The organism is Flavobacterium sp. Root186, from assembly GCF_001428525.1.
Taxonomy (GTDB): domain Bacteria; phylum Bacteroidota; class Bacteroidia; order Flavobacteriales; family Flavobacteriaceae; genus Flavobacterium.
The window spans coordinates 915,162-928,963 of sequence record NZ_LMHW01000010.1; the positions used below are offsets into that span (position 1 = coordinate 915,162).

Genomic DNA, 13,802 nt, shown 5'->3' on the forward strand with positions numbered 1-13,802 from the left:
TTAAGTATTAAGATTTTCCAATTGTTTTGTTGATTTTATCTTTTAATGATCTTTGAAATGAAAAATTCATATTTGAAACCTCTACTAGTTGATTAATAGTGGGTTGAATTAGATCTTCACTTACAAGTTTAAGCCTTTTAGCAAGTATTAATTGAGTTATCAATTCAAAAGTTGAACCATTTGCAATTCCTAGAAAATGCATAAATTCTTTATCTGAATTTCTCCCAGAACCTTCAGCAATATTTGAAGGAATTGAAACTGCACATTTTTTTATTTGATGAATTAAATTGAATTTTTCGTCATTTGGTAACAATGAAGAAATCTCATAAACATGAACCGCAATATCCATTGCTTTCTGCCAAATCTTTAATTTTTCAAACTGATGCATTCTTAATACTTAATACTTAATTCTTATTACTTGATACTAATTTCTCAAAGGTTTTCCTTTAGTTAACATATATTGAATACGCTCCAGAGTTTTTCTTTCTGTACATAAACTCAAGAAAGCTTCACGTTCGATATCTAATAAATATTGTTCAGATACTAAAGTAGCTTCAGATAAATCACCACCGGCCATTACATAAGCCAATTTGTTAGCGATTTTTTTATCGTGTTCCGAAATGTATTTTCCAGCTTCCATTTGGTCAGTTCCAACTAAGAACATTCCAAGAGCTTGTTTACCTAAAACCTTAACATCAGTTCTTCTGATAGGTTGAGTATAACCCGCTTCTGCCATTAACAAAGCATGTTTTTTAGCTTCGGCAATCTGACGATCTTTGTTTACTACGATAATATCTTTTCCATGTTGAAGAAGTCCGGTATCAAAAGCTTCATAACCAGAAGTCGATACTTTTGCCATAGCGATTGTTAAGAAATACTCTTGAAGAACGTTCAATTCCACATCGTTTTTACGGAATAAATCAGACGCTCTTAAAGCCATTTCTTTAGATCCACCACCACCAGGAAGTACACCAACACCAAATTCAACCAATCCCATGTACGTTTCTGCAGCAGCAACCACTTTGTCAGCATGTAAGCTCATTTCGCATCCACCGCCAAAAGTCATTCCGTGAGGCGCAACTACAACTGGAATAGAAGAGTAACGAACGCGCATCATTGTGTCCTGGAACAATTTGATTGCCATGTTCAATTCGTCGTATTCCTGCTCAACCGCCATCATGAAAATCATTCCGATATTAGCTCCAACAGAGAAATTCGCTGCCTGGTTACCAATAACCAAACCTTGATATTCTTTTTCAGATAAGTCGATTGCTTTATTGATAGCCTGAAGTACGTCGCCACCAATAGTATTCATTTTAGATTGGAATTCTAAGTTCAAAATTCCGTCTCCTAAATCTTGGATAATTGCACCGCTATTGCTCCAAACTTTTTTGCTTTCGCGAATGTTGTTCAGAATAATAAATGAATCTTGTCCTGGAACTTTTACCTGAGATTTTGTTGGAATGTTATAGAAATAAGTTGCTCCTTCTTTTACAGAATAGAAACTTTCGCTTCCGGAAGCCAACATTTCAGTAACCCATGCAGCTGGCTCTAAACCTTCAGCTTTCATGATTTCGATTCCGTTGGCAACACCAATGGCATCCCAAATTTCGAATGGACCATTTTCCCATCCAAAACCGGCTTTCATCGCATCATCAATTTTGTATAATTCGTCTGAGATTTCAGGAATTCTGTTTGATACATAAGCAAACATTCCGGCGAAACTCTTACGGTAGAATTCTCCCGCTTTGTCTGTTCCTTTTACTAAAACTTTAAAACGATTGATTGGTTTATCGATAGTTTTTGTTAGTTCAAGTGTAGCAAAATTTGCTTTTTTAGCAGCGCGGTATTCTAATGTATCTAAGTCTAAAGACAAAATATCTTTATCTACTTTTTTATAAAAACCTTGACCGGTTTTGCTTCCGAACCATTTATTTTCCATCATTTTATTGACGAAATCAGGAAGTTTAAACAATTCGTGTTGTTCGTCGTTCGGACAGTTTTCATAAATACCGTTGGCAACGTGTACCAAAGTATCCAAACCTACAACGTCCACTGTACGGAAAGTAGCCGATTTTGGACGACCAATTACCGGTCCAGTCAATTTATCCACTTCTTCAATCGTTAATCCCATTTCTTTAACCAAATGGAACAAACTCTGAATACCGTAAATACCAATTCTGTTTCCAATAAATGCCGGAGTATCTTTAGCAACAACCGAAGTTTTTCCTAAGAATTTAGAACCGTATTCGTTTAAGAAATCCAACACTTCAGTAGAAGTTTTTGGACCAGGAATAATTTCAAATAATTTTAAGTAACGCGCAGGGTTAAAAAAGTGAGTTCCGCAGAAGTGTTGTTGAAAATCTTCACTTCTTCCTTCGCTCATAAAATGAATTGGAATACCAGAAGTGTTTGAGGTAACCAAAGTTCCCGGTGTGCGGAATTTCTCAATTTGCTCGAAAACCAATTTTTTGATGTCTAAACGCTCTACTACAACCTCGATAATCCAATCAACATTGGCAATTTTTGCCATATCATCAGTCGTATTTCCAGTCGTAATTCTGCTTGCGAATTTTTGACTGTAAATAGGAGACGGTTTTGATTTTAATGAATTCGCCAAATGTTCGTTTACCACACGGTTGCGAACGGCTTTACTTTCAAGTGTTAATCCTTTTTTAGCTTCAGCTTCAGTCAGTTCGCGAGGTACGATATCAAGAAGTAAGACTTCGACACCAATGTTAGCAAAATGACAAGCTATACCTGAACCCATAATTCCGGATCCAATTACAGCAACTTTTTTAATTGTGCGTTTCATATTTGTAAAATTTGTTTTTTGGGTAGAATTTGAATTATCTCTTAAAAAAGATTATTCATTTTCTGTTTGCTTCGCCAGTTCGCTGGCGCTCGTGTGATTGAAAATGTTTTTGTCCTGAATTAATTCGTTTATGATTTCAGAAACTTCGATAAAATGTTTCAGTTTTTCATCTGAGACATGTTTTCTAACGGTTTCATTAAATTTCAGAACTGTATTTTTAGATAAATCTCTTTTTTCTTTTCCAAAATCGGTCAGGTAGATTAAGACACCTCTGCCGTCACTTGGGTTTTTTTTGCGAACAATTAAACCTTTTTCTTCCATGGATTTTAATGTTCTCGTTAAGCTGGTTGCTTCCATACCCATTCTCGGGCCTAAAGCGGTTGATGGAGTTCCTTCTTCCTTATCCATACTTAAAAGAGCAAATCCTGTTGCCATGGTAGCATCGTACTTCGCAGCCTCTTCATTATACATTCTTGAAACAGCCTGCCATGTAGCTCTCAAAATATAATCTATTGTTTTGTCTTTCATAGGTAACTATATCGATTTCAAATATAATTAAAAAATACTATGCATGCATATAATTTTTTAATAATTTTTTGGTTAGTTAAAAAATTCCACTGATTTAGAGTGGTTTGGTGGTTTATTTAGAGTGAAATATACTATTCTTTTTTTGGATTTTAACATTTTTCATGCTCTCAAAATCATTTTTTGGTTTTTAAATCGCTTTTAATTCTGTATTCTTTAAAAAATTATGCGTTTAATTCAATTGTATTTTCAGGTTCATATCTGGAAATTGCCCTTTTCAGAATCTTTTTCATGCGGTTTCGCAGATTTTCGGGTCTCAAAATTTCGATAGAATCTCCAAAACCTAATAAAAGCCGTTCCATTTCATAATTAGGAGAAATAAACAAATGCACGATAATACTTTGGTCTTCATTTTCTTTAATTAACCGCTGCGATGGATGTAGTGGTTTTGTAGTAACATAAGGCGCATTTGCAGCATCAATCCAAAGTTCGATGCGTCGGGGCTGTAAACCTGAATTGACTGTTACACCTATTATATCCTTATAATAAGACTCAGCATTAAAATCTTCTTCTAAATAAGGGAGATTAAAATCGTAATCAATTGAAATGATTCTGTCGAGTGCCAAATTGGTAATAGGCTGCCCGCCTTTTTTCTTTCCCACAAGAAACCAGCGGTTATTAAACTCCTTTAATATAAAGGGATGAAAATGAAACTTGGTTTCTTCTTTCGACTTAAAAGATTTATAAGTAATTATAAGTGCCATTTTTTTTATAATAGCCTGATAAACTTCATCTAAATAATGTAAACCTTTTAGATTCTCATTTTTATCTAAATAGATTACAGGTTTTGTATGTGACTTTTCGGCATAGATTTTATCTTCCAGACGCTGCAAAATATCCGATACATCATTAAAAAGAGAAAAATCTTTAAATTGTTTTAACATCGAAACGGTTTCTGTCAAAACATTCATATCCGTTTCCGTCAGCGGAATATCGGTTATGGTAAAATCTTCGTCTTCATATTTGTAATACTTTTTATCGTAAACAACAATTGGAGCATTGTAACCCAACTTTTCACTTCGCATTAACTGAATGTCCATTTGAATGGTTCGCTTGCTTATGGGGTTTTCCCGGCCTTCATATTCAAATAAAGCTTCAGAGCAACATTCGATTAAATCTTCTAAAGTCCATTGCCGGTATTTATTCTGCAGACATTTGTCGATGGTTTTGTACCGAATTAAGGCATTTTTGTTTTGTGACATAATTATATGGTTTTGGTCGCAAAAGCGCTAAATTTTGTGTCACGCAGATTTAACAGATTTCAGCAGACTTTTTAATCATTTTAATTCTTTAATCTGTGGCATTAAATAAAACTTAGTGGCTTTGCGAGATTCAAATTTTAGAATTTCAAGAACTATTACTTATTTTTTAGATTCATTGAATGATAAAAATACTGATTTTATTAAAATGCGCAACAGCTTTGCGTAGTAGTTTTGAAACTTATTTAAAATGAGTATTTATACTATTTTTTTGTTAAATAAAATCGTCTACTTTTACCGCACAAATTTTAACAATACCACATGGGGAAACTTTACTCGCTGCACATATATTGTGTGTTTTTTATAACGACTTCAATATTTGCCTTTAATACAAATGACAGAAGCAATTTAGCCCTTAAAGATTATTATAATCTTACTGTTCCTCCAACTGTTGATTTTAATTTTACCAATAATAATGCCTGCTCAGGTACTCCTGTGACATTCAATGCAGTAGTTACTGGCGCAGCACCTTTTAATTATAAATGGGACTTTGGAGACGGCACTTCAGCCACAATAAATAATCCGAATCATACTTTTACGGCACTTGGCTGTGGTTCTCAAAATTTTACTGTAAAACTTACTGTTACAGATGCTAATGGCGAAGTAAATTCGGTTACCAAAACCGTTTCGGTTAAACAAAAACCAGATTTAAAGTTCGTTGATTTAAACAGTCCGGGAACGACAAAACCTTTTGAAAGATGTGGTGATAATAACTCAAATCCAAAATATACTATAAATGTTGGAAACAGCTCAGCTTCTGTTTCTTGTATCACATCTTACAATGTAGATTGGGGAGATGGCAGTACAGAAACTAATGTTGTTTTTCCTAAAAAACATGAATACAAAAAATTAGGTTCATTTAATATGGTAATTACTGCAATGGGAACTAGTACCTGCAATAATTCGATTACCTATGTAGTAAAAAATTCTAATAACCCAATTGGGGCGCTTATCGCACCGGGTAACACCACTAACTTGTGTACGCCTGTGCCGCAAATGGATTTTGCAATTGGATCTTGGGGACTTAACCCATCAGATACTAATTATCAGGTAAATTATGGCGACGGTACATATCAAAGTTATACGCAGGCACAATTAGAAAGCTCTCCTTATTATAACAGTTTAAATCCGCAGGCGTCGCAAAATTTTCCTATTCCTCATACGTTTATGCGATTTAATTGTCCGTCAGGAAATACCGTTACCTTAACCATAACAACTTCTTGCGGAAGTACCTTTTTAACTGCCGGGCCTATTATTATTTTAGATGTGCCAACTATAAGCTTTAATGTGCAGAGTATTGCATGTGCTAATACTTATACTCCATTTTATAATACAACTCAGGCAGGTTATACAAACGATTGCAGTACTTATAATGTATATACTTGGGATTTTGGAGACGGAACACCGGTTTCCAGAGAAGTAAATCCTTCTCACGTCTATACCACACCGGGTACTTATACTATAAAGTTATCTGCCCAGACTCCCTGCGGAATTGGAAAATCAACCACGCAGACCATTTGTGTAGAACCTGTATTAGTACCAAGTTTTACTTATGCAACGGCTTGTGCCTCAGAAAATGTTCAGATAACGAATACAACAGACACAAGTTTAGGATGCGGAACCGAAACTTATTATTGGGAAGTTTTGAGTTATTATGAAGGTTTTTGCGGAAAAGGAAAAGGACAATATTCTTTTGTAAACGGTCAGTATGTTAGAAATCCGGTTATTAATTTTAGTAACCCTGGAACATACGAATTAAGGTTAAGAACATTAAATTCTTGCGGTATTTATCAATATACTACAAGATATATAGATGTAAAAAAGAAACCGGTAATCAAATTAGATCCTATTTCTGATTTCTGTAAGTCTGCTACAATCAAACCAGTAGGTACTGTAGTAGAAACTTGTTCACCAAGTTCGGAAATCACGTATTTATGGAGTTTTCCGGGAGGAACACCTTCAACATCTACATCACTTAATCCGGGATCTATTAATTATACCAAAACCGGAAATTACATCGCAACTTTTAGTGTTACGAATAGTTGTGGAACAACAAGTGTGTCAAGAAATTTTTCTGTAGATATGGTTCTTTCGCCTGTAATAACGCCTAAAACGGCAGTAATTTGCAGTGGAAATTCATTTCAGATCACGCCAGTCAGTAACGGAACTACAGATAATGTACCAGCCGGAACAACGTATGTTTGGTCAAATCCGGTAGTTACTCCTGCGGGAGCAATAAGCGGTGCATTTGCTGAAGCAACACCAAGAACAAGTATTAGTCAGACTTTAACCAATCTTACTAATAATCGCGCAACGGTTGTTTATACCGTTTCACCAATTTCTAAACTTTGTCCGGGACCAGATTTTACGATTACAGTAACAGTCGATCCATTGATAAATGTAACAGAAACTATAAAACAGGGAACTTGTTTTGAAGCTAACGACGGGGCAATAAACATAACTGTTGCGGGAGGAATTCCGTTTTCAACAGGTGCACCTTACACTTATACATGGACAGGCCCTGATGGATACACGAGTTCAAACCAAAACATTTCGAATTTAAAACCGGGGTATTATAATTTAACGGTAGGAGATAACGGAAATTGTCCGTTTTCACGATCGTATTATGTTGGTGAACCGGGTAAATTCCAGATTTTAAGTGAATACAAACAAGATATAACCTGTTTTGGTTTAAACGATGGAAGAATTAATGTAAATGTATCTGGCGGAAATCTGCCCTATACGTATGTATGGACAAAAGACGGAAATCCGTTTAGTGCCAATTCCGGAAACCTGAGCAATTTGGAGCCGGGAGTTTATGATGTAACTATTACAGAAAAAAACAACTGTGGTATTCTACATGCTAACTTCAAGATCGAAGAACCGCCTTTGTTAGAACTTAGTTTTGTGAGCAAAGTTGATATTTTATGTTATGGTTATTCAACGGGAGAAATTGATGTAAAAACAGTAGGAGGAAGAGTAACAGAAACCTCTCCGGGTGTTTACAGCTATAGATATTTTTGGACAGGTCCAAACGGATATACGAGTTATTCTCAAAACCTAAGAAATGTTCCGGCCGGAAATTACCATTTAACCGTTTCAGATAATTCGGGCTGTACAGATGATCTTGATGTTATATTACTTCAAAATGATGAAATAAAATTAGAATATACCAAAACCGAAATTGCGTGTTATGATTATGCCGATGCTTCTATAATGATTAAAAGCATAACGGGCGGAGTTCCATTTGCAACCGGAGATCCGTACATTATTAAATGGAGCAATTTAGGAACCGGACTTGTACAGAATAATTTATCTGCAGGAACTTATATCATTTCTATTACCGATGCGGTAGGATGCCCTAAAGATTTTACGATAGTAATTGACAATGCACCAATTTTTACCATCAATCCAGATATTAAAAAAATATCTTGTTATGGCGAAAAAGACGCTCATATCCGTTTAAATCTTGTAGGTGGAAAAGCACCGGTAAAATTAGTTTGGGATGATGACGCAACTGCCGGAATCGAAAGAAATAATTTAGGACCGGGAACATATTCTGTAACCATTACAGACGGAAAAAATTGTATTATTAAAGGTTCATGGATAATTGATAATCCTTTGCTTTTAGAATTAAATGCCGATGTTAAAAATCCGTTAGACTGTCTTAATGCCAATACAGGTTCCATCAACCTTGTCGTAACAGGTGGAACGCCGCCATTTACATACGCATGGTCAAACGGTGCAACGACTGAAGATTTAGAAAATCTAATACCAAATAACTATACTGTAAAAGTAACCGATGCCAACGGCTGTAATAAATCAGCATCGTTTAAAATTACCCGTTTCGAACAGCTTACGCCATCAATCGAAGTGCTAACAGATTTTAATTGCGATACCAAACATGTCAAACAGACATTTGTAGGACATGTAAAAGGAGGAATTCCGCCTTATACACTTAGCTGGTCAGATGGAGTAGTTTCAGGGGCCAATGGTGAGATTATGAATACCGATGATAACGGCTTGGTAATCTTTACCGTAAAAGACAGTTTTGGCTGTTCTGCCGATGTTTCGTATAATGTTGATACACCTGTTTTAGGTATTGCTAACTTCTCCACAGGTTCTTACGGAAAAGACATGTACGATTTGTATTCGATTTACGATCCTATCACATTTACAAATTTAGCAACAGGAACATTCACTTTAATCTCTTGGGATTTTGGTGATGGAAATTTCTCAGACGAAGAAAATCCTAAACACATCTATACTAAGGAAGGAACTTATACTATAAAACAAACCGTTACTTATCCGTTTGGCTGCCAATACACGTACAGCACAACATTAAAAGTAGAAAAAGGATACAGCCTAATTATGCCAAATGCCTTTACACCAAATAATGACGGTATGAACGATACGTTTGCACCTGTATTCCTTGGTTTATCAGACATTACCTTAGACGTTTTTGATACCTGGGGTGCTGTTATTTACTCAGAAACCGGTACAAACATCAGAGGCTGGAATGGAAAAGTAAAAGATATTGATGCCGAAAACGGAAACTATTATTATAAAATAACCTTAAAGACCTTTTACCACCATACGGTAGTAGAAAAAGGAGCATTTACACTAATTAAATAAGCAACAAGCATAACCAATGAGATTAAAACTATTTATTATAATTATTACATGTTGCTTCTATTCTCAGGCAAAAGCGCAAGATCCTATTTTTACACAATATTTTCTAATTCCGGAAACCCTAAACCCGGGATTTACCGGATTTATGGAAACTACCTATGCAGGTATAATTCACCGAGAACAATGGCCGGATTTAGACCTTAGAATAGATACGGATTATGCATTCGTGAATACCTGGAGTGACAAATTAAACAGCGGTTTAGGAATTAGTTTTTTAAACCAAAGAGAAAACCTGACCAGTTATAATTATTCGCAGATAAATGCAAATTACGCCTATAAAGTAAAACTAAACGACGACTGGTATTTTAGACCCGCTGTCGAAGCCGGTTTCGGACTTAAATCATTTGGATTCCAAAATCTATTGCTCGAAGATCAAATCAATATTCGAACAGGTGTTATCAATTCAAGCACGATGGACCCGACGTTGTTAAACAGAAAAATGACTTTTTTTGATGTTTCTGCCGGAATGGTTTTCAATAACGACGACACTTGGATTGGTCTTTCGATGAAACATCTTAACAAACCCAATATTGCCTTTAGTTCAGAAGGAAATGTGCCTTTAAACACCTTTTTCTCTTTAAGCGCAGGTTACGAATTCCTTGTAATAGATTATATAGATGTAGTATTGCTTCCATATGAAACTAAGTTTTTTGTAACCTCAAACTACATGCAGCAAGGCCGATACAACAGACTTGATTTAGGAGCTTCGATATTATTCGAAAAAATATTCTTTGGCGCAACAGCCGTAACAAATCCTGCAAAAAACGGAATCAATGGCGATTTGCTGACATCTGTAAACCTTTTTACGGGCTTGCAGTACGAACATTTAAGATTTGGACTTTCATACGATTTAAACACAACCAAAATTGGAAAAACAGGCGGAATCTACGAACTTTCACTAACGTATCAGTTTGATTTAAGCAGAAAATGTTTCGGCTGTCCTAACTATTCAGGGAAATAATATAAGGATAATAATTTGGGCGTGTCCCTTCGGGTCGGGCTTTCGGCTATATTCCCGATTAACAAAAACTACGGCTAAAAAGCCTTGTTTTTCTAAATCGGGAGATACCGCCTCAATCCCTCACGCATAAACGGGAACACAGCAATTTCGTTTCTAAATATTAAAAAACAATAATTTTATTCGTTCCAATATTCCGTAGAGACGCACTGCTGTGCGTCTCCGCAACGATGATCCATAAACGTTAACACATACAGCAAACCCGACAGGTTTTTAAAACCTGTCGGGTTTAATTATTACGTCATATTGGTGTCGAATCACTTTGCGTAGATGCACAGCAGTGCGTCTCTACAGAATATCTTTGCGGATAATTTTACGTTAATAAAGAAATTTCTTTTTCAATATTAATTCTCGCTTTCCCTTCATATAAATTCCTGAATTCCTCGGTTTGAAAAATAAACTCATTTTCCAGAAAATGTTTCAGGGCTTTAGCACGTCCGGGTTTGTATAGAAAATCAGGATAAATGCGATATTCTTTTCTTATTTGTTCAAAGTAGATTTTATAATCATTCCAACCTTGTGCAAGAATTTTCAAATCAAAATCAATTAGCCAGTTAATATCCTCAATTTGATTATGCTGATGCTGCTGTGTAGCACAAATGGCATCAAAAACTAATTGTTTATTTAAATTGACATTTTCAGGTAAAATTGCCAAAGCATATTCGGCACTTTTGAGTTCGTTATCTTTTTTAGAAGCCGAATAAACAAAATCATGATAAAAAATAGAAAATAATATCTCATTTGGATTTTGAAGTTTATCACAATACGTTTCAAAACTCCCAATCATAGCCGAAATATGAGTTAAGTTGTGGTAATGTCTTGATTTTGTTGAATATGACTTTTCTAAATCCTTCCAGTTCTGCTGAATTTCATTTGCTGAAAAGCCAATATTCAAAAGTAATTCAGAATAGATTTTCTCTAAATTCATCTTGTTTTTTACTCAAATTTAAAATTTCTTTTTTACTGCGCAAAATAATTGCGCAGTAGTTCTGAAATCTTTGCTCAGGAAATAAAACAATAACCATTGTCTAATTTTAAAAACCAGAAATGATGAAATTCAATTTTTTAGCAAAAGAGAAAAACAATAAAAGCAATATAGTTAATCACGAAAATGCACCAGCTTTTTCTTTAACATCAGAATATGAATTGTATGCAGCAGTTGTAACTACAAGTTTAAACGCTTCATTTTACGAAAAAGATACAACTCGTTTACAAAGAATACAAAGCCTAATCAAAAAAAGCAATCCGGTATTTGTAGCAAAATTGGCTGTTTATGCCCGTAACGAAATGCATATGCGTTCTGTACCATTAGTTTTGATTGTAGAATTAGCCAAGATATATTCTGGCGATTCTTTAATCAGTAAAATGATTACACATGTTATACAACGTGCAGATGAAATAACAGAATTATTGGCTTACTATCAAATGGCAAACGAACGAAATGGCGTTAAAAAATTAAACCGTTTATCAAAACAAATACAAAAAGGTTTAGCAGTTTCGTTCAACAAATTTGACGAATACCAATTCGCAAAATACAATCGTGATGGTGCTGTAAAATTAAAAGATGCTTTGTTTTTGGTTCATCCAAAAGCAAAAGATGAAGCGCAGCAAGCAATTTTTGATAAATTGGTAAACAACACTTTGCAAACGCCATATACATGGGAAACAGAATTGTCGCAATTAGGTCAAGTAAAATTTTACAACCACATTGAAAAACAAAAAGCATTCAAACAAAAATGGGAAGAATTAATCGATAGCGGTAAAATAGGTTACATGGCATTGTTGCGTAACTTACGAAATATCTTAGAGGCGAATGTTTCAGGTTCTCATATGTTGAAAGTATGCGATTACCTTTCTAACGAAAAAGCAGTCGCAAACTCAAAACAATTGCCATTCCGATTCTTAGCAGCATATCGTGAAGTGAAAGATTTGAATTTCAAATACACTTCAATGGTTTTAGATACCTTGGAAGATGCTGTTATGGCGAGTTCACAAAACATAAAAGGTTTTGATGTTAATACATCGGTTGTAATTGCCTGTGACGTTTCGGGTTCTATGCAAAAAGCAATCTCACCAAAAAGTAAAGTAATGCTTTACGATATCGGTTTGATGTTGGGTATGTTGATGCAAAGCCGTTGCCAAAATGTGGTAAGCGGTATGTTTGGTGACCGTTGGAAAATAATCAATATGCCAAAACGAAACATATTGGCCAACGTTAACGAATATTACAAACGAGAAGGTGAAGTAGGTTATGCTACAAACGGTCATTTGGTTGTAGAAGATTTAATCAGCCGAAAAGAAATTGTAGATAAAGTAATGTTGTTTACAGATGTTCAAATTTGGAATAATACGTACACAAAAGACTCATTTGCAAACTCCTGGAACCGATACAAAAGTATCGCGCCAAATTCAAAATTGTATTTGTTTGATTTGGCTGGTTACGGTCAGTCGCCAATAAACATCGAAAAAAACGATGTATATTTAATAGCCGGATGGTCAGATAAAGTATTTGATGTTTTGAATGCTTTAGAAGATAAAAACAGTGCGTTGAATTACATCAACCGAATAGAATTATAAAAAAGAATCTACTGCGCAAAATAATTGCGCAGTAGTATTCAAATATTTGTAAAAGGAAAAGTTCATTGAAAATAAAGAAAAAACAAGTGCCGTAAATAAGTGTTACTTCGCATTTTTAACGCCCGGGTCGTGAGTTCGATTCTCACTATTTTTGTTTAATTATAAAAATATAGCTCAGATGGTTAGAGCAGGATATGTCATTTATTGCTTATTGCCTTGTTTAAAATACATTGGTGTCGTAGACAATAGTTACTTCGAGGGAATTGTGTTACAGGTTCGAATCCTGTTCAGGTAATCTGATGGTGTAAGTGGAAACACGCATAAATAGTCTCTTGTCGCTCATAACCCGATAAAATAAAAAGAATGTCGTAAATAAGAGATACTTCGTCAGCAATTTTGGGGAGGAATAGCGAAGTTGTAAAATCAGCAAGGCTATCCAGTTCGACTCTGGCAAGACATGCCCCGTTTCTCTTATTGCTTGTAACTTCTTTTATAAAAATGAAAAATGTCGTGTGTGAGAGCTACTTCGTTCAAAAAATAACTCTTGCCAATTATTACTTTTTCAAAAAATAAGATGCCGTCTATAAAGCGCTACTTCGTGGCATGATAATATTAGGTTCGAATCCTTAAAGTCGCTTGTAGGATATTGCTCTTTAAAAAAAGAGTGTCGTCAGGAAATGGTTACTTCGTCCAAAGAAAATTAAACCATTCCTAAACATTACCTCTTTTAAAATTATTAATTTAAAAAAATGAATGTTGAACAAACGCATTTATTTGTCATTTCGAGGGACGAGAAATCTCCGCAACGGGAGTCCAATCTTTGTAGAGCTTCTCGTGAAGATTTCTCGTTCCTCGA

General features: G+C 35.0%; 8 protein-coding genes. 3 read left to right on the forward strand and 5 right to left on the reverse strand.

Annotated elements, in window-relative coordinates; all coding sequences use genetic code 11:
• Nucleotides 1-7: 7 nt before the first annotated feature.
• The 4 genes from ASD98_RS07840 to ASD98_RS07855 form a co-directional block, all read right to left on the reverse strand.
• Nucleotides 8-388: a four helix bundle protein gene (locus ASD98_RS07840; protein WP_056202385.1), complete on the reverse strand. Its 381-nt coding sequence runs from the start codon at nucleotides 386-388 to the stop codon at nucleotides 8-10.
• Between the two features lie 36 nt (nucleotides 389-424).
• The gene (locus tag ASD98_RS07845; RefSeq protein ID WP_056202388.1) at nucleotides 425-2,815 is read right to left on the reverse strand and encodes a 3-hydroxyacyl-CoA dehydrogenase/enoyl-CoA hydratase family protein; all 2,391 of its coding nucleotides are present in this window, start codon (nucleotides 2,813-2,815) and stop codon (nucleotides 425-427) included.
• A 51-nt stretch (nucleotides 2,816-2,866) separates the two neighbouring features.
• Nucleotides 2,867-3,343, reverse strand: coding sequence for a MarR family winged helix-turn-helix transcriptional regulator (locus ASD98_RS07850; RefSeq protein WP_056202392.1), 477 nt, complete (start codon nucleotides 3,341-3,343; stop codon nucleotides 2,867-2,869).
• A 221-nt stretch (nucleotides 3,344-3,564) separates the two neighbouring features.
• On the reverse strand, nucleotides 3,565-4,602 hold the full coding sequence (locus ASD98_RS07855; protein WP_056202396.1) for a YafY family protein: 1,038 nt from the start codon (nucleotides 4,600-4,602) through the stop codon (nucleotides 3,565-3,567).
• A gap of 318 nt (nucleotides 4,603-4,920) precedes the next feature.
• On the opposite strand from ASD98_RS07855, the gene ASD98_RS24515 reads away from it, so the two are divergent.
• Complete coding sequence (locus ASD98_RS24515) at nucleotides 4,921-9,294, forward strand: PKD domain-containing protein (protein ID WP_056202398.1); 4,374 nt, start codon at nucleotides 4,921-4,923, stop codon at nucleotides 9,292-9,294.
• A gap of 16 nt (nucleotides 9,295-9,310) precedes the next feature.
• Nucleotides 9,311-10,312, forward strand: coding sequence for a type IX secretion system membrane protein PorP/SprF (locus tag ASD98_RS07865; protein ID WP_056202401.1), 1,002 nt, complete (start codon nucleotides 9,311-9,313; stop codon nucleotides 10,310-10,312).
• A 370-nt stretch (nucleotides 10,313-10,682) separates the two neighbouring features.
• Here ASD98_RS07865 and ASD98_RS07870 read toward each other — a convergent pair whose 3' ends face one another.
• A complete protein-coding gene (locus ASD98_RS07870) occupies nucleotides 10,683-11,297 on the reverse strand; it encodes a hypothetical protein (protein WP_056202406.1) in 615 nt (204 codons plus the stop codon).
• Between the two features lie 119 nt (nucleotides 11,298-11,416).
• On the opposite strand from ASD98_RS07870, the gene ASD98_RS07875 reads away from it, so the two are divergent.
• Complete coding sequence (locus ASD98_RS07875) at nucleotides 11,417-12,946, forward strand: TROVE domain-containing protein (protein WP_242412089.1); 1,530 nt, start codon at nucleotides 11,417-11,419, stop codon at nucleotides 12,944-12,946.
• The last annotated feature ends 856 nt before the right edge of the window (nucleotides 12,947-13,802 follow it).

Coding starts and splice junctions, on each gene's coding strand:
- ASD98_RS07840 (WP_056202385.1), bottom strand. CDS start 388: ATGCATCAGTTTGAAAAATTAAAGATTTGGCAGAAAGCAATGGATATT.
- ASD98_RS07845 (WP_056202388.1), bottom strand. CDS start 2,815: ATGAAACGCACAATTAAAAAAGTTGCTGTAATTGGATCCGGAATTATG.
- ASD98_RS07850 (WP_056202392.1), bottom strand. CDS start 3,343: ATGAAAGACAAAACAATAGATTATATTTTGAGAGCTACATGGCAGGCT.
- ASD98_RS07855 (WP_056202396.1), bottom strand. CDS start 4,602: ATGTCACAAAACAAAAATGCCTTAATTCGGTACAAAACCATCGACAAA.
- ASD98_RS24515 (WP_056202398.1), top strand. CDS start 4,921: ATGGGGAAACTTTACTCGCTGCACATATATTGTGTGTTTTTTATAACG.
- ASD98_RS07865 (WP_056202401.1), top strand. CDS start 9,311: ATGAGATTAAAACTATTTATTATAATTATTACATGTTGCTTCTATTCT.
- ASD98_RS07870 (WP_056202406.1), bottom strand. CDS start 11,297: ATGAATTTAGAGAAAATCTATTCTGAATTACTTTTGAATATTGGCTTT.
- ASD98_RS07875 (WP_242412089.1), top strand. CDS start 11,417: ATGATGAAATTCAATTTTTTAGCAAAAGAGAAAAACAATAAAAGCAAT.